The sequence below is a fragment of the Pseudomonas sp. FW507-12TSA genome (assembly GCF_058781435.1).
In genome coordinates, this window is sequence record NZ_JBYSWT010000004.1 from 1 (window position 1) to 15,994 (window position 15,994).

19 protein-coding genes are annotated in these 15,994 nt (G+C 63.3%); 12 read left to right on the top strand and 7 right to left on the bottom strand.

All coding sequences use genetic code 11. The annotated features are described in order from the left end of the window. The 3 genes from AC3WK8_RS04945 to AC3WK8_RS04955 all read right to left on the bottom strand — a co-directional run. A partial coding sequence (locus AC3WK8_RS04945; protein ID WP_146043234.1) for a GntR family transcriptional regulator occupies positions 1–346 on the bottom strand: 346 nt, incomplete at its 3' end. Between the two features lie 271 nt (positions 347–617). Then, positions 618–1,121, bottom strand: coding sequence for a L,D-transpeptidase family protein (locus AC3WK8_RS04950; RefSeq protein WP_022642484.1), 504 nt, complete (start codon positions 1,119–1,121; stop codon positions 618–620). 48 nt (positions 1,122–1,169) lie between these two features. Next, positions 1,170–1,721: an NUDIX hydrolase gene (locus tag AC3WK8_RS04955; protein WP_103324091.1), complete on the bottom strand. Its 552-nt coding sequence runs from the start codon at positions 1,719–1,721 to the stop codon at positions 1,170–1,172. Positions 1,722–1,870: 149 nt separating this feature from the next. Here AC3WK8_RS04955 and AC3WK8_RS04960 point away from each other — a divergent pair, with 149 nt between their 5' ends. The 5 genes from AC3WK8_RS04960 (at position 1,871) to purT (ending at position 5,106) form a co-directional block, all read left to right on the top strand. Beyond that, positions 1,871–2,470, top strand: a complete 600-nt coding sequence (locus AC3WK8_RS04960; protein ID WP_085596212.1) for a CoA pyrophosphatase — start codon at positions 1,871–1,873, stop codon at positions 2,468–2,470. A 55-nt stretch (positions 2,471–2,525) separates the two neighbouring features. Continuing rightward, positions 2,526–3,050: a gamma carbonic anhydrase family protein gene (locus tag AC3WK8_RS04965; protein WP_053134561.1), complete on the top strand. Its 525-nt coding sequence runs from the start codon at positions 2,526–2,528 to the stop codon at positions 3,048–3,050. Beyond that, entirely contained in the window at positions 3,047–3,262 is a 216-nt protein-coding gene (locus tag AC3WK8_RS04970) for a DUF1289 domain-containing protein (protein ID WP_103324092.1), read from the top strand. The genes AC3WK8_RS04965 and AC3WK8_RS04970 overlap by 4 nt, the downstream gene beginning before the upstream one ends. 100 nt (positions 3,263–3,362) lie before the next feature. Further along, positions 3,363–3,830 (top strand): preQ0 transporter, encoded by a 468-nt coding sequence (locus tag AC3WK8_RS04975; RefSeq protein ID WP_022642489.1) that lies wholly within the window; start codon positions 3,363–3,365, stop codon positions 3,828–3,830. A gap of 94 nt (positions 3,831–3,924) precedes the next feature. Then, entirely contained in the window at positions 3,925–5,106 is a 1,182-nt protein-coding gene (purT, locus tag AC3WK8_RS04980; RefSeq protein WP_085596210.1) for a formate-dependent phosphoribosylglycinamide formyltransferase, read from the top strand. Between the two features lie 93 nt (positions 5,107–5,199). Here purT and AC3WK8_RS04985 read toward each other — a convergent pair whose 3' ends face one another. From AC3WK8_RS04985 to AC3WK8_RS04995, 3 genes are all read right to left on the bottom strand, one after another. Then, positions 5,200–6,516 (bottom strand): MFS transporter, encoded by a 1,317-nt coding sequence (locus AC3WK8_RS04985; RefSeq protein WP_103324093.1) that lies wholly within the window; start codon positions 6,514–6,516, stop codon positions 5,200–5,202. A 289-nt stretch (positions 6,517–6,805) separates the two neighbouring features. Continuing rightward, the gene (locus AC3WK8_RS04990) at positions 6,806–8,023 is read right to left on the bottom strand and encodes an HlyC/CorC family transporter (protein WP_103324094.1); all 1,218 of its coding nucleotides are present in this window, start codon (positions 8,021–8,023) and stop codon (positions 6,806–6,808) included. Positions 8,024–8,032: 9 nt separating this feature from the next. After that, positions 8,033–8,845: a cytochrome C assembly family protein gene (locus AC3WK8_RS04995; RefSeq protein ID WP_103324095.1), complete on the bottom strand. Its 813-nt coding sequence runs from the start codon at positions 8,843–8,845 to the stop codon at positions 8,033–8,035. A 208-nt stretch (positions 8,846–9,053) separates the two neighbouring features. On the opposite strand from AC3WK8_RS04995, the gene ffh reads away from it, so the two are divergent. The 6 genes from ffh (at position 9,054) to AC3WK8_RS05025 (ending at position 13,127) form a co-directional block, all read left to right on the top strand. Then, the gene (gene ffh / locus AC3WK8_RS05000) at positions 9,054–10,427 is read left to right on the top strand and encodes a signal recognition particle protein (protein WP_085596206.1); all 1,374 of its coding nucleotides are present in this window, start codon (positions 9,054–9,056) and stop codon (positions 10,425–10,427) included. Between the two features lie 250 nt (positions 10,428–10,677). Beyond that, positions 10,678–10,929: a 30S ribosomal protein S16 gene (gene rpsP, locus AC3WK8_RS05005; RefSeq protein WP_003198088.1), complete on the top strand. Its 252-nt coding sequence runs from the start codon at positions 10,678–10,680 to the stop codon at positions 10,927–10,929. A gap of 5 nt (positions 10,930–10,934) precedes the next feature. Then, the gene (rimM, locus tag AC3WK8_RS05010) at positions 10,935–11,471 is read left to right on the top strand and encodes a ribosome maturation factor RimM (RefSeq protein ID WP_022642495.1); all 537 of its coding nucleotides are present in this window, start codon (positions 10,935–10,937) and stop codon (positions 11,469–11,471) included. Positions 11,472–11,473: 2 nt separating this feature from the next. Further along, a complete protein-coding gene (gene trmD, locus AC3WK8_RS05015) occupies positions 11,474–12,226 on the top strand; it encodes a tRNA (guanosine(37)-N1)-methyltransferase TrmD (protein WP_103324096.1) in 753 nt (250 codons plus the stop codon). 45 nt (positions 12,227–12,271) lie between these two features. Beyond that, positions 12,272–12,622 carry a 50S ribosomal protein L19 gene (gene rplS / locus AC3WK8_RS05020; protein WP_053134351.1) on the top strand — a complete coding sequence of 117 codons (351 nt, stop codon included), beginning with the start codon at positions 12,272–12,274 and terminating at the stop codon, positions 12,620–12,622. A 91-nt stretch (positions 12,623–12,713) separates the two neighbouring features. Further along, entirely contained in the window at positions 12,714–13,127 is a 414-nt protein-coding gene (locus tag AC3WK8_RS05025) for an acyl-CoA thioesterase (protein WP_022642499.1), read from the top strand. 3 nt (positions 13,128–13,130) lie between these two features. Here the strand turns inward: AC3WK8_RS05025 and AC3WK8_RS05030 are convergent, their stop codons facing one another. Next, complete coding sequence (locus AC3WK8_RS05030; RefSeq protein ID WP_103324097.1) at positions 13,131–14,933, bottom strand: cation:proton antiporter; 1,803 nt, start codon at positions 14,931–14,933, stop codon at positions 13,131–13,133. A gap of 106 nt (positions 14,934–15,039) precedes the next feature. On the opposite strand from AC3WK8_RS05030, the gene xerD reads away from it, so the two are divergent. Continuing rightward, positions 15,040–15,936, top strand: coding sequence for a site-specific tyrosine recombinase XerD (xerD, locus tag AC3WK8_RS05035; RefSeq protein WP_103324098.1), 897 nt, complete (start codon positions 15,040–15,042; stop codon positions 15,934–15,936). Positions 15,937–15,994: the final 58 nt, after the last annotated feature.

The window sequence follows — 15,994 nt, forward strand, 5'->3', positions numbered from 1 at the left end:
GGGTGAGGGTACGTTCCAGCCATTGGGAACCAGGCACGAAGCCCTTGAGGCGCAGCATCTCGCTGAAGCCGGAGAGCCGCGACAGCGGTTGTTCCAGGCGCGGCGTGATGAAGGTCCCGGAGCCTTGGTTGCGGCGGATCAGGCCCTGCTCGAAAAGCACTTCCAGGGCCTTGCGCGCGGTCACCCGGGAAATGCCCAGCAGCTCGCTGAGGTTGCGCTCCGAGGGCAGGGCCTGCTCGGCTTTCCACTGGCCGGCATGGATCGCCGCTTCCAGGTTGCGGGCCAGTTGCAGGTATAGCGGGGTGGGCTGGGTGTCGTCCGGGCGCAGGTTCAGGAGATGGTTCATGGTCGGTTTCCGATGCGGTTATAGGTTGTCGTCGCCCGGTAATGCCGAAAAACTAATACCACTTAAATACCATGTCAACGCCACTGGTCCGCAGCAGGCGCGCGAGCATTGGCACTATCGGGGTGCTGGCGAGGATAAAGGATTGAAGTGGTATTAGGCAGGTCTGGCAGCGAGGGCCAGAAGCCAGGCCGCGACCCGCTGTGGGTCGCGAAGTGGTATGGGCAGGCGGGTTTTGCGGGGCGGGGAAAATATTTTTTGCAGGAGCGGGGGATTAAGGGCGGATCTCGATCATGGTGCCGTCCTTGACCAGGCCCCAGACCTCACGCATGTCGACGTTGCGCATGGCGATGCAGCCGTCGGTCCAGTCCAGGGTATGGAAGTACTGCTCGGGGAATTCCTCGGTGTCCGGGGTGCCGTGGATCATGATCATGCCGCCGGGAGGCACGCCCTCGCGCCGGGAGCGGGCCGAGTCGCTGATATTCGGATAGGAGATGTGCATGGCCAGGTAGTAGCGGTCGCTGGTCTTGCGCCAGTCTAGCCAGTACAGGCCCTCGGGCGTGCGCTTGTCGCCTTCCATGAGCTTGGGCCCCTTGGGTTTCTTGCCCAGGGAAATGCGGTAGGTCTTGAGGGGCTTGCCGTCGTTGATCAACTGCAGTTGATGGGCGGACTTGAGTACCAGGACCTTTTCCACGACCTTGCCGCCCAGGGTTTCTACCGTGGAGGCATGGGATGCGGCGACGAACGAACAGCACAAGAGGGCAAGCAACCAGCGCATTGACACGATATCCCCAGTCGCGCACGGGGTCCCGTGCACGATCATTGTTTAACTGATGGCAGGCTGAGCGAGTGGCGGTATGGACTCGGTGCGTACTTGGAAAGCACCTGCCCGCCGGTCAGCGAAGAAGCATTCTAAGGTACGGCCGACGGTGCGGAAAGCCAGCTCGGACCAAGGGATATCGGCTTCGCTGAACAACCGCACTTCCAGGCTCTCGGTGCCGGGGGCGAAATCCGGGTCGGCCAGCTCTGCGCGAAAGAACACATGCACCTGGCTGATGTGCGGGACGTCGATCAGGGTATAGAAGCTGAGGTCGCGCACCCGGGCGCAGGCTTCCTCGAAGGTTTCGCGGATCGCCCCCTGTTCCACGGTCTCGCCGTTCTCCATGAAGCCCGCCGGCAAGGTCCAGTAGCCCAGGCGTGGCTCGATGGCCCGGCGGCATAACAGGACCTTGCCTTCCCAGGTGGCCAGGCAACCGGCGACGATGTTCGGATTCTGGTAGTGGATGGTCTGGCAGTGATCGCAGACAAAGCGCAGGCGCGAGTCGCCTTCGGGAATGCGCTGGGTCACCGGGTTGCCGCACTGGCTGCAAAATTTCATGGGGGCTGTCCGGAAAAGGCTGCGGCTATCTTGGCGCGGGCGGCCCGTTGTCGGCAAGTTATCCTTGAGCGACATGCCCGGGGAACGGGGGTTGGGCGGCTGCCGGGATTGGTGCATGATGCACGGTAGCCAACAGATCGAGATACCCCATGCTGGACGAGCTACTTCATCGGGTAAGCCACTACACGCCGCGTACATTGGAGGCCGACCGACGTTTTCCCGAGGCCGCGGTGCTGGTGCCCATCACCCGCAGCGACGAGCCGGAACTGGTGCTGACCCTGCGCGCCAGCGGGCTTTCCACCCATGGCGGCGAGGTGGCTTTTCCCGGCGGCCGGCGTGACCCGGAGGACCCGGACCTGGTGTTCACCGCCCTGCGCGAAGCAGAGGAAGAGATCGGCCTGCCGCCTGGGCTGGTGGAAGTCATTGGTCCCCTGAGCCCGTTGATCTCCAAGCATGGACTGAAGGTCACGCCCTACGTCGGGGTGATTCCCGACTTCGTCGAGTATCGCGCCAACGACGCCGAGATCGCCGCGGTGTTCAACGTCCCCCTGGAGTTCTTTCGCCAGGACCCCAGGGAGCATACCCACCGCATCGATTACCAGGGGCGCAGCTGGTACGTTCCGAGCTATCGTTTCGGCGAGTTCAAGATCTGGGGCCTGACCGCGATCATGATCGTCGAGCTGGTCAACCTGCTGTATGACGCCGGGATCAGCCTGCGCCACCCACCGAAGAATTCCGCCACCCTCTGAAGCCATCGCACGTATGGCACTCACCCGCGGCTGCCTGAGCCATGAGGACAACAAGATGAAATACCGCCTGGGCGATGCCCGAGTCCAAACCCATCCACAGAGCTGGGTAGCCCCGAACGCCACGCTGGTGGGCAAGGTCAAGCTGGAGGAGGGCGCCAGCGTGTGGTTCAACGCCGTGCTGCGCGGCGACAACGAACTGATCCTGATCGGCAGGCACAGCAACGTCCAGGACGGCACCGTGATGCATACCGACATGGGGTATCCACTGACCATCGGCACCGGGGTGACCATTGGCCACAACGCCATGCTGCATGGCTGCACCGTGGGCGACTACAGCCTGATCGGCATCAACGCGGTGATCCTCAACGGCGCGAAGATCGGCAAGAACTGCATCATCGGCGCCAACTCGCTGATCGGCGAAGGCAAGGAGATTCCCGATGGTTCGCTGGTCATGGGCTCGCCGGGCAAGGTGGTGCGTGAACTCACCGAGCCGCAGAAGAAGATGCTCGAGGCCAGTGCCGCTCACTATGTGCACAACGCCCAGCGCTATGCCCGGGACCTGGCCGAGCAGGAGCCATGAGCCTTCCGGAGAAACCCGTGGCCTCGCCTTGCGTGAGCATCTGCGCCCTGGACGAACGGGATATCTGCACCGGTTGCCAGCGTACGGTGGACGAGATCACCCGTTGGGCGCGCATGGACAATGCCGAGCGCCGTGCGGTATTGATCCTGTGCCATGAGCGCGCCAGGGACAGTGGGCTGCTGTGGCTGACGGGCTCGGGGAGTAGCAGCTGATTCGTTTCTGCTGTCTTGTCGGGGAATCGAGGACTTTCCTGGCCCGATTCCCACGGCGCAAGTAATCTGTACGTCTTCCCGACAGGTACTCTTCGCCTCCATGTTCTTCCTGATCGCCTATATCAGCAGTGTCGTGCTGACCAACTACGCTTTCTCCGTCGCTCCGCACCTGGACATCATCTGGTCGGCCTGGGGCGGGTTGCTGTTCGTCCTGCGCGACATGGTGCAGACCCGCTTCGGCCATGGCGCCATCGTCGCCATGCTGGCGGCCCTGGCGTTGTCCTACCTGACCTCCGACCCGGCTATCGCCCTGGCCAGTGCCACTGCCTTCGCGGTCTCGGAGAGCATCGATTGGCTGGTGTTCAGCATCACCAAGCGCCCGCTGCACGATCGGCTGTGGATCAGCTCGGCGCTGAGCATCCCCCTGGATACCTTCATTTTCTTCGGCATGATCGACGCGCTGACTCCAGGGGTGATACTCACTGCCCTGGGGTCGAAGTTCGCCGGGGTCACGGTGGTGTGGCTGGCCATGGCCTGGCGTTTGCGCAAAGCGGCGTGCGCCGGCTGAGCCAAAGGCCACGGTTCATGTAAAATGCCGCGCTTTCCCGGGTCGCCAGCCTGGCGCTCGGCCTTCGATGATCCGCTTCCTTGAGGACCTTCAGATGACTCGTATCGGAACTCCACTGTCGCCAACCGCGACCCGCGTCTTGCTTTGTGGCTGTGGTGAGTTGGGCAAGGAGGTGGTGATCGAGCTGCAACGCCTGGGCGTCGAAGTGATCGCCGTGGACCGCTATGCCAACGCCCCGGCGATGCAGGTGGCCCATCGCAGCCACGTGATCAACATGCTCGACGGCGCAGCCCTGCGCGCGGTGATCGAGGCGGAAAAACCGCACTTCATCGTGCCGGAAATCGAGGCCATCGCCACCGCGACCCTGGTGGAGCTGGAAGCCGAAGGCTTCACCGTGATCCCGACCGCCCGGGCCACCCAGCTGACCATGAACCGCGAAGGCATCCGGCGCCTGGCCGCCGAAGAGCTGGACCTGCCGACCTCGCCATACCACTTCGCCGATACCTTCGAGGACTACAGCAAGGCTGTGCAGGACCTGGGCTTCCCCTGCGTGGTCAAGCCGGTGATGAGCTCCTCGGGCAAGGGCCAGAGCCTGCTGCGCAGCGCCGACGACGTGCAGAAGGCCTGGGACTATGCCCAGGAAGGCGGCCGGGCAGGCAAGGGCCGGGTGATCATCGAGGGTTTCATCGACTTCGACTACGAAATCACCCTGCTGACCGTGCGCCATGCCGGTGGCACCACCTTCTGCGCACCCGTGGGCCATCGCCAGGAGAAGGGCGATTACCAGGAATCCTGGCAGCCCCAGGCCATGAGCCCGAAGGCCCTGGCCGAATCCGAGCGGGTCGCCAAGGCGGTGACCGAGGCCCTGGGCGGGCGTGGCTTGTTCGGTGTGGAGCTGTTCATCAAGGGCGACCAGGTGTGGTTCAGCGAAGTCTCGCCACGGCCCCATGACACTGGCCTGGTGACCCTGATCTCCCAGGACCTGTCGCAGTTCGCCCTGCATGCGCGGGCGATCCTCGGCCTGCCGATCCCGCTGGTTCGCCAGTTCGGCCCTTCGGCCTCGGCGGTGATCCTGGTGGAGGGCAAGTCCACCCAGACGGCCTTCGCCAACCTGGGAGCGGCCTTGAGCGAGCCGGATACCGCGCTGCGCCTGTTCGGCAAGCCGGAAGTCAACGGCCAGCGGCGCATGGGCGTGGCCCTGGCCCGTGATGAATCCATCGAAGCCGCCCGCGCCAAGGCGACCCGCGCCTCCCAGGCAGTCGTTGTAGAACTGTAAAAGAACATCGCGGGCAAGCCTCGCTCCTACCAGGTTGCGCCAACCTGCAGGAGCGGGCGGACGGCGATCCGACTTGCCCGCGATGACGCCCCGTCAGCCGACCTGGTTCAGGTCGCTGCTGAGGGTTTCCTTCAGGCACAACACCGCGATCAGGCTCAGGATCGCCGCCCCTGAGACATATCCCCCGACCCAGCTCAAGCCGCCCATCGCCACCAGTTTCTGGGCGAAGAACGGGGCTGCCGAGGCGCCGACGATTCCTCCCAGGTTATAAGCCGCCGAAGCACCGGTGTAGCGCACGTGGGTGGGAAACAGCTCCGGCAGCAGGGCGCCCATCGGCGCGAAGGTCACTCCCATCAAGAACAGCTCGATGCACAGGAACAGCGCCACCCCGGCGGTGGAGCCCTGGGTCAGCAACGGTTCCATGGTGAAGCCCGAGAGGATTGCCAGGACGCCGCCGACGATCAGCACCGGCTTGCGTCCGAAGCGGTCGCCAGCCCAGGCCGCCAGGGGCGTGGCGGCAGCCATGAACAGCACGGCGAAGCACAGCAGGCCAAGGAAGGTTTCCCGGCTGTAGCCCAGGGTCGAGACGCCGTAGCTCAGGGAAAATACCGTGGAGATGTAGAACAGCGCGTAGCACACCACCATGGCGGCGGCGCCCAACAGCACCGGCAGCCAGTATTGGCTGAAGAGCTCGATCAGCGGCAGCTTCACCCGTTCGTGGCGGGCCACGGCGTTGGCGAAGATCGGGGTTTCATGCAGCTTGAGGCGCACATACAGCCCGACCATGACCAGCGCCGCGCTGAGCAGGAACGGAATGCGCCAGCCCCAGGCCCGGAACTGCTGGTCGTCCAGGCCCATGGCCAGGCCGAGGAACAGGCCGTTGGCGGCGAGAAAGCCGATGGACGGCCCCAGTTGCGGGAACATGCCGAACCAGGCGCGCTTGCCTGGTGGAGCGTTCTCGGTGGCCAGCAGGGCCGCGCCGCCCCATTCGCCTCCCAGGCCCAGGCCCTGGCCGAAGCGCAGCAGGCACAGCAGGATCGGGGCCCAGGCGCCGATGCTGTCGTAGCCCGGCAACACGCCGATCAGGGTGGTGCAGATGCCCATCAGCAGCAGCGAGGCCACCAGGGTCGACTTGCGCCCGATCCGGTCGCCGAAGTGGCCGAACAGCGCCGAGCCCAGGGGGCGGGCGAGGAACGCGATGCCGAAGGTCAGGAATGCCGAGAGCATCTGGGCGGTGCCGGAGCTCTGGGGGAAGAACACCGGGCCGATCACCAGCGCGGCGGCGGTGGCGTAGACATAGAAATCGTAGAACTCGATGGCGGTGCCGATGAAGCTGGCCGTGGCCACCCGGCTGGCGGAATTGCCGGGGTGGTCGGTGGCGCCGGTGCTGTAGGTCGTGCTGGTCGTCATGCGGTTATCCCTGACAGTCATTGCTCCAGTGGAGCGAATTGTTATGGTCGAGCACCCAGGGATGTGGGTTTGGTGCGGGCGTGGCTCGGGATGGGAGCGACGTCGAACGGACACGGTGGTTGCGTGCAGGGTCTCGCAGGGTGCGGGTAGCACGCGAGGCTGCGGGGGCTTGGGTAAGCCAGGGGATTATAGAAAGGCTGCTAACGATCCAACAAGGAGTTGTCGCAGTGGTTTGCAGCTTGCCTGCCGGGCCGTGAACGACGGCTTGCGGGCTTGTGGCCGGCGGGTCTCAGCGAGTGGTGCTGGTGTGCCAGATGAGCACTCGGCTGACGCGGTTCTCCTCGGTTTCGAGGATTTCCAGGCGGTAGCGGCCGATCTTCAGGCACACGGCGCTGTCGGGGATGGTTTCCAGCGCTTCGGTGACCAGGCCGTTGAGGGTCTTGGGGCCGTCACTGGGCAGGTGCCAGCCCAGGCTCTTGTTCAGCTCGCGGATCGAGGCCGCGCCTTCCACCACGTAGCGACCGTCGGCCTGGGGGTGGATGTGCGGGTTGTCGAGGCTGTGTTCGCTTTCGAATTCGCCGACGATTTCTTCCAGGATGTCTTCCAGGGTGACGATGCCCTGTACCTCGCCGTACTCGTCCACCACCATGCCCAGGCGTCGTTGCTGCTTGTGGAAATTGAGCAACTGCAATTGCAGCGGGGTGCTTTCCGGGACGAAGTAGGGTTCGTGGCAGGCTGCCAGCAGGGCTTCCTTGGTCAGGCTGGCGTTGGGCAGCAAGTGACGGATCTGGCGGGTATTGAGCACCGCCTCGACCTGGTTGATATCGCTGTGGAACACCGGCAGGCGGGTACGCCGGTTCAGCCGTAGCTGGGCGATGATCTGCTCGATCGGCTCGTCCAGGTTGATGCCGTCGACTTCGCTGCGGGGCACCAGGATGTCGTTGACGGTGATGTTGTCCAGGGCGTGGATGCCAGGCAGTGCGTGCTGCTCCGGAGCTGGCTCGTCGTCCAGCAGGGCGGGGTCGTCATCGCTGTGCTTGACCGCACTGGCCTTGCTGGCGAAGGGGCGCAGCAGCAGTTGGCCAATGGCATCGAGCAGCCAGGCCAGGGGGTAGACGAGCTTCATGGGGATGGCCAGCAGGCCGTTGCCGAAGCTCAAGGTACCCTCCGGGTAGCGCGCGGCCACGGCTCGCGGCAGGTACTCGGCCAACACCAGCAGGCCGCAGGTGCTGGCCAGGCAGGCCAGCCACGGACCGTTCTCTGCCCAGTAAAACAGGGCCAGCACGGTGCTGATGATGACTGCCAGCACCCGGCACAGGGTGTTGCAGAGGATCAGGCTTTCCTTGGGAAAGGCCAGTCGGGCTGCGGCTTTGTCACCTGAGCGCGAGCTGCTGCGCAGGGCCAGCAGGTGCAATTGGGCAGTATCGATGGCGGTTAACAGTCCCGACCAGACGATCAGCAGGGCGATTACCGCGAGCATCGGGCCGGTGGGCAGGGAGTCGGTCATGGCCGGTGGTCAGATGTGCAGGATGTATTCACGGACCAGCTTGCTGCCGAAATACGCCAGCATCAGCAGGCAGAACCCCGCCAGGGTCCAGCGGATCGCCTTGTGCCCACGCCAGCCCAGGCGATTGCGGCCCCACAGCAGCACGCTGAACACCACCCAGGCCAGGCAGGCCAGCAGGGTCTTGTGCACCAGGTGCTGGGCGAACAGGTTCTCGACGAACAGCCAGCCGGAGATCAGCGACAGCGAAAGCAGGGTCCAGCCGGCCCAGAGAAAGCCGAACAGCAGGCTTTCCATGGTCTGCAGGGGTGGGAAGTTCCTGATCAGGCCGGAAGGATGCTTGTTCTTCAGTTGATGGTCCTGGACCAGCAGCAACAAGGCCTGGAACACCGCGATGGTGAACATGCCGTAGGCCAGGATCGACAGCAGGATGTGCGCCAGGATCCCTGGCTCTTCGTCGATGATCGGTACGGTGCCGGTCGGGGCGAACTGGGCCAGCAGCGTGGTCAGGGCGCCCATGGGAAACAACAGGACCAGCAGGTTTTCCACGGGGATGCGCCAGCAGGCCAGCAGGGTCAGGCCGATTACCGCCGCGGCGATCAGGCTGGCAGCGCTGAAGAAGTCCAGGCCCAGGCCGACCGGGGTCAGCAGGTGGGTCATCAGGCTGGCGCCATGGGCCAGCAGCGCCAGGATGCCGAGCACGACCAGCAGGCGCTTGTTCGCCTTGGCGCCTTTGGCCAGGCTGGAACCTTGATAGAGGGTCGCAGCGGCATAAAGAACGGCGGCGGCGAGGGTGGGTAGCAAGCTGGGTGACAAGGGGAGCATAAATCCTGTTAGGCAAGCCCGAAAGCAGCTGAGTTTGGCATAGAACCCACAGCCCTGAAAGTCCAGGCAAGCAGACGGCGAGGTGTGCGCCACGCACAGTCTTCGCTATAATCCGCCGCCTGCCCACGCCGCGGGCTCATCGAGCACTTGTTTGTCATGCTCTGGGCCGCCATTACCCCGGTCTACCCTGGGCCTGAAAGGATCGAGCATGTTTGAAAACCTAACCGAACGTCTCTCGCAGACGCTGCGCCATGTCACCGGCAAGGCCAAGCTGACCGAGGACAACATCAAAGACACCCTGCGCGAAGTGCGCATGGCGTTGCTCGAGGCCGACGTCGCCCTGCCGGTGGTCAAGGATTTCGTCAACTCGGTGAAGGAGCGTGCGGTCGGCACCGAAGTGTCGCGCAGCCTGACTCCGGGCCAGGCCTTCGTGAAGATCGTCCAGGCCGAGCTGGAAAGCCTGATGGGCGCAGCCAACGAAGACCTGAACCTCAGCGCGGTGCCACCGGCGGTGGTGCTGATGGCCGGCCTGCAGGGCGCGGGCAAGACCACCACTGCCGGCAAGCTGGCGCGCTTCCTTAAGGAGCGCAAGAAAAAGAGCGTGATGGTGGTGTCGGCGGACGTCTACCGTCCTGCGGCGATCAAGCAGCTGGAAACCTTGGCCAACGATATCGGCGTGACCTTCTTCCCATCGGACCTGAGCCAGAAGCCGGTGGCCATCGCCGAAGCGGCTATAAAGGAAGCCAAACTCAAGTTCATCGACGTGGTGATCGTCGACACCGCCGGTCGCCTGCACGTCGACAGCGAGATGATGGACGAGATCCAGGCGCTGCACGCGGCGATCAAGCCGGTGGAGACCCTGTTCGTGGTCGACGCCATGACCGGCCAGGACGCGGCCAATACCGCCAAGGCCTTCGGCGATGCGCTGCCGCTGACCGGCGTGATCCTGACCAAGGTCGACGGTGATGCCCGTGGCGGTGCCGCGCTGTCGGTGCGGGCCATTACCGGCAAGCCGATCAAGTTCATCGGCATGGGCGAGAAGAGCGAGGCCCTGGACCCTTTCCATCCCGAGCGTATCGCTTCGCGGATCCTGGGCATGGGCGACGTGCTCAGCCTGATCGAGCAGGCCGAGCAGACCCTCGACAAGGAAAAGGCCGACAAGCTGGCCAAGAAGCTGAAGAAGGGCAAGGGCTTCGACCTCGAAGACTTCCGCGACCAGCTGCAACAGATGAAGAACATGGGCGGCCTGGGCGGCCTGATGGACAAGCTGCCGAACATCGGTGGGGTCAACCTGTCCCAGATGGGCAACGCCCAGAACGCTGCGGAAAAGCAGTTCAAGCAGATGGAAGCCATCATCAACTCCATGACCCCGGCCGAGCGTCGCGATCCCGAGATGATCAGCGGCTCGCGCAAGCGTCGGATCGCCATGGGTTCCGGTACGCAGGTGCAGGACATCGGTCGCTTGATCAAGCAGCACAAGCAGATGCAGAAGATGATGAAGAAGTTTTCCGCCAAGGGTGGGATGGCCAAGATGATGCGCGGCATGGGCGGCATGCTGCCCGGCGGCATGCCGAAGATCTGAGAATCCGCGCCGGCAACCATGCCGGCGCTTTTTCCACGGGGACGTGGAAGTCGGGACGGGTCTCCGATCGGGGCCTGTCCTCCCTGCTGCCGCACAAGGCAGCTCCATGGTGAATCTGGATGACAGCCGACGGGCGTCGGAAAAAGGCATTTGCAAAAGTCCGGATATTCCTTAGAATATGCGGCCTTTCGGGCACCCATGCCCGCTGTGCATTTAGATTTGCAGCACCGACTACAGGAACGATGTTCACATGCTAACAATCCGTCTTGCCCTTGGCGGCTCCAAAAAGCGCCCGTTTTACCACCTGACCGTAACCGACAGCCGTAACCCACGTGACGGTTCGCACAAAGAACAAGTTGGCTTCTTCAACCCGGTTGCCCGTGGTCAAGAAGTTCGCCTGTCCGTGAACCAAGAGCGCGTAGCCTACTGGCTGAGCGTGGGTGCACAGCCATCTGAGCGCGTTGCTCAGCTGCTGAAGGAATCGGCCAAGGCCGCAGCCTGAACCCTATGAACGCGACGCCAGCCCCTGCTGATGATTTGATCGTCGTCGGCAAAATTTATTCTGTTCATGGCGTTCGCGGCGAAGTGAAGGTCTATTCCTTTACTGATCCGATTAAAAACCTGTTGCAGTACAAAGCCTGGACGCTCAAGCGCGAAGGCAGCGTGAAACAGGTAGAGCTGGTCAGTGGACGCGGGAACGACAAGTTCCTGGTCGCCAAGCTCAAGGGTCTTGATGATCGTGAAGAAGCTCGTCTTCTGGCCGGTTACGAGATCTGCGTGCAGCGCAACCTGTTCCCTGAACTGACCGACGGCGAGTACTACTGGTACCAGCTGCAAGGTCTCAAGGTCATCGACACCCTCGGGCAATTGCTCGGGCAGATCGATCACCTGCTCGAGACTGGCTCGAACGATGTAATGGTGGTCAAGCCTTGCGCTGGCAGCCTGGATGATCGCGAACGCTTGTTGCCCTATACCGAGCAATGCGTGTTGGCCATCGACTTGGTCGCGGGCGAGATGAAGGTGGATTGGGACGCGGATTTCTAAGCGTGGCTAACTTGCGCGTAGAAGTGATCACTCTGTTTCCCGAGATGTTTTCCGCCATCAGCGAATACGGCATAACCAGCCGCGCGGTGAAACAAGGGCTGTTGCAGCTCACTTGTCGGAATCCGCGAGACTACACCACGGATCGACATCACACTGTGGACGATCGCCCGTTTGGCGGTGGTCCGGGCATGGTGATGAAGATCAAGCCCCTGGAAGATGCGCTGGTTCAGGCCAGGAATGCAGCCGGGGAGGGTGCGAAGGTGATCTACCTGTCGCCCCAGGGCCGCCAACTGAAACAGTCGGCGGTACGCGAGTTGGCCAATGAGGATGCATTGATCCTGATTGCTGGTCGTTATGAAGGCATCGACGAGCGTTTCATCGACGCTCATGTAGATGAAGAGTGGTCGGTTGGCGACTATGTACTGTCCGGTGGCGAGCTGCCGGCGATGGTCCTGATCGATGCGGTTACACGGCTGCTGCCCGGAGCTTTGGGGCATGTGGACTCCGCGGAGGAAGACTCCTTCACGGATGGTCTGCTGGATTGCCCGCACTACACCCGACCTGAGGTGTATGCGGATCAGCGTGTTCCTGACGTGTTGCTAAGTGGCAATCACGCACATATCCGGCGTTGGCGTTTGCAGCAGTCCCTTGGTAGGACCTACGAACGACGCGTCGATCTTCTGGAAAGTCGCTCACTTTCTGGAGAAGAGAAGAAGCTGCTCGAGGAATATCTCCGCGAGCGGGACGATAGTTAACAACGTATCGATGGTAGATCCGACGATTTACCTTAGGAGCACAGCATGACCAACAAAATCATCCTTGCACTCGAAGCAGAGCAGATGAGCAAAGAGATCCCTGCCTTTGCCCCGGGCGACACCGTAGTCGTTCAGGTGAAAGTGAAGGAAGGCGATCGTTCCCGTCTGCAGGCGTTCGAAGGCGTAGTTATCGCCAAGCGCAACCGCGGTGTGAACAGCGCGTTCACTGTACGTAAAATCTCCAACGGCGTTGGCGTAGAGCGTACTTTCCAGACCTACAGCCCGCAGATCGACAGCATGGCTGTCAAGCGTCGCGGTGACGTGCGTAAAGCCAAGCTGTACTACCTGCGCGACCTGTCGGGTAAAGCAGCTCGCATCAAGGAAAAACTGGCCTGAGTCCAGCTTCCGATGCAGAAAAAAGCAGCCTACGGGCTGCTTTTTTGTTGCCCGTCATTTATTCCTCATCAGTGTTTCAGGCAGTAGATCCATGTCCCCTCGCGAGCAAGAAATCCAGCGCCGTACCGAGCTTTCGGTAACCCGCGTGACCAAGGCTGTATTCCCTTCCACCACCAACCATCACAACACCCTGTTCGGCGGCACCGCCCTGGCCTGGATGGATGAAGTCTCGTTCATCGCGGCCACTCGTTTTTGCCGGTTGCCGCTGGTGACGGTGTCCACCGACCGTATCGACTTCAATCATCCGATCGCCGCCGGGTCGATCGTCGAACTGGTCGGACGGGTGGTGAAGGTGGGCAATACCAGCCTCAAGGTCGAAGTAGAGGTATTCGTCGAGAGCATGAGTTGCGACGGTCGCGAAAAGGCCATCCATGGCCTGTTCAGCTTCGTCGCCATCGATGACGACAAGCGCCCGGTTCCGGTATTGCCCGGGTTCGCGGCCTGAGGCTCAGGGCGTCTGTGGCTGGACCAGCGCCAGCAAGGTCCAGCCTGGCGCCGGCTTGAGGCTGCTGTCCGGGGTCAGTACATGGACCCAGCCGCCGGTGTCGCGGGCGAACAGCAACGTCGCACGCTCGCCATGCAGCGCCTGGTAGTCCTCCCAGCTGAACGCCTCGGTCAGGTTGGTGCTGTAGAGTTCCGCGCCCTGGCCCAGCAGGCTGGCGAGCTTGGTATAGGTCAGGGCCTCGCTGCCCAGCAACTGCCCGCGGTGCTCATGGCTGGCGCGATGCTTGTCGGTGCGCCGGCTTTCCTGGCTGTTGGCCAGGGCGTACAGGCGCTGGTGGCCGAAGTCATGGCGAAAACGCATGGCCGCCAGGGTGTTCAGCTCACCTGATGGCGACAGCGCCAGCAGGTGCCCAAGCCCTACCAGGTCCAGATGGGCATCGGCGTGCTGCGAGGCCGGATTGCCGAAATAGGTGTGCAGGCCTTCCATGCGTGCCGCGCGGATGTTCTCCCAGCTGGAATCGGTCAGCAGCACGCGGCTGCCAAGCTGCTGCAAGGCTTTGCCAATGATCCGTGCCGGGCTGTTGGCGCCGACGATCAGGAAGCCGCTGGGTGCCGGTTCGGCCACTTTCAGCAGGCGGGCCAAGGGCCGGGCGGTGGCGCTTTGCAGGACCACGGTGCCGATGATCACGGCAAAGGTCAGGGGCACCAGCAGCAGGGCACCTTCATGGCCAGCCTGGTCCAGGCGGATGGCGAAGATCGCCGAGACCGCCGCCGCGACAATCCCCCGCGGAGCGATCCAGGCCAGCAGGGCGCGTTCGCGCCAGTTCAGGCTCGAGCCGGCGGTGGACAGCAACACGTTCAGGGGCCGGGCCATCAACTGGATCACCAGCAGCAGGATCAGCACCAGCGGGCCCAGGGCAATCAATGCCTTGAGGTCCAGGCGCGCGGCGAGCAGGATGAACAGCCCGGAAATCAGCAGCACGCTGAGGTTTTCCTTGAAGTGCAGGATATGGCGCACATCCACGCCCTTCATGTTGGCCAGCCACATGCCCATCAAGGTCACCGCCAGCAGCCCGGACTCGTGCATCACCTGGTTGGAGGCGATGAAGATACCCAGCACTCCGGCCAGGGTCGCCAGGTTATGCAGGTACTCCGGCAGCCATTGGCGGCGCATGATGCTGCCCAGGACCCAGCCGCCGGCGATACCGAACAGGCTGCCGCACAGGATCACGCCGCCGAAGGTCATCAAGCTGTGGCTCAGGCCTGCGCCCTCGGCACTGGCGATGATGAAGCTATAGACCACCACCGCCAGCAGCGCGCCGATGGGGTCGATGACGATGCCTTCCCAGCGCAGGATGTTGGCGATCGAAGCCTTGGGACGCACGACTCGCAGCATCGGCACGATCACCGTCGGGCCGGTGACCAGGGTCAGGGTGCCGAACAGCAACGCCAGCATCCAGTCGAAGCCCAGCAGCCAGTGGGTGGCCAGGGTGATCACCGCCCAGGTGGACAGGGCGCCGAGGGTTACCAGGCGATGCACCACGCTGCCGATTTCGCGCCACTCCGAAAGATGCAGGGTCAGGCTGCCTTCGAACAGGATCAGCGCCACCGCCAGGGACACCAGGGGCATCAGCAGCGGGCCGAACAGCTCCTGGGGGTCGAGCCAGCCCAGCACCGGTCCGGCGAGAATGCCACTGAGCAGCAAGAACAGGATGGCCGGCAGCTTCAGGCGCCAGGCCAGCCACTGGCAGCCCAGGGCTGCCGCACCGATGCCACCGAAGGCCAGCAGGATCTGTTGTTCACTCATGGGATTACCCTGTTCCTTGAAATGGCTGGCTATGAAAGACTAGCGACCCTGCGCGCAGTTCACTATTTTTTTCCGCCGCCTCGCCAGCCGCGCCGTTCGAGTCTTTATGCCTGCCATCGACCACCCCCTCATCGACCGTTTCCTCGACGCCTTGTGGCTGGAAAAAGGCCTCTCCGACAACACCCGGGGCGCTTATCGCAGCGACCTGGCGCTGTTCAACGGCTGGTTGCAGGAGCAAGGGGGGGAGCTGCCTGGGGCCGGGCGCGAGTCGATCCTCGATCACTTGGCCTGGCGTGTGGAGCAGGCCTACAAGCCGCGCTCCACTGCGCGTTTTCTTTCCGGGCTGCGGGGGTTCTATCGCTACTTGCTGCGCGAGAAGCTGATCGAGGTGGACCCGACCCTGCAAGTCGACATGCCGCAACTGGGCCGCCCGCTGCCCAAGTCGCTGTCGGAAGCGGATGTCGAGGCGCTGTTGGCAGCGCCGGACCTGGGCGAAGCCATCGGCCAGCGTGACCGCGCCATGCTGGAGGTCCTCTACGCCTGCGGCTTGCGGGTCACCGAGCTGGTCAGTCTGACCCTGGAACAGGTCAACCTGCGCCAGGGCGTGCTGCGGGTGATGGGCAAGGGCAGCAAGGAACGCCTGGTGCCCATGGGCGAGGAGGCCATCGCCTGGGTCGAGCGCTACCTGCGCGATGCCCGGGCCGAGCTGCTTGGCGGGCGCCCCAGCGATGTGCTGTTTCCCAGCCTGCGGGGCGAACAGATGACCCGGCAGACCTTCTGGCACCGCATCAAGCACCAGGCCAAGGTCGCCGGGATCGGCAAGGCCTTGTCGCCGCACACCCTGCGCCACGCCTTCGCCACCCACCTGCTCAACCATGGTGCCGACCTGCGGGTGGTGCAGATGCTGCTGGGCCACAGCGACCTGTCTACTACCCAGATCTATACCCATGTGGCCCGCGCGCGCCTGCAGGATCTGCACGCCAAGCATCACCCGCGAGGCTGAGCGACCTGCCGGTGGCGCTTTGCGTCGCCCGTAGTCGGTGCAGACAAACAGATGTGTT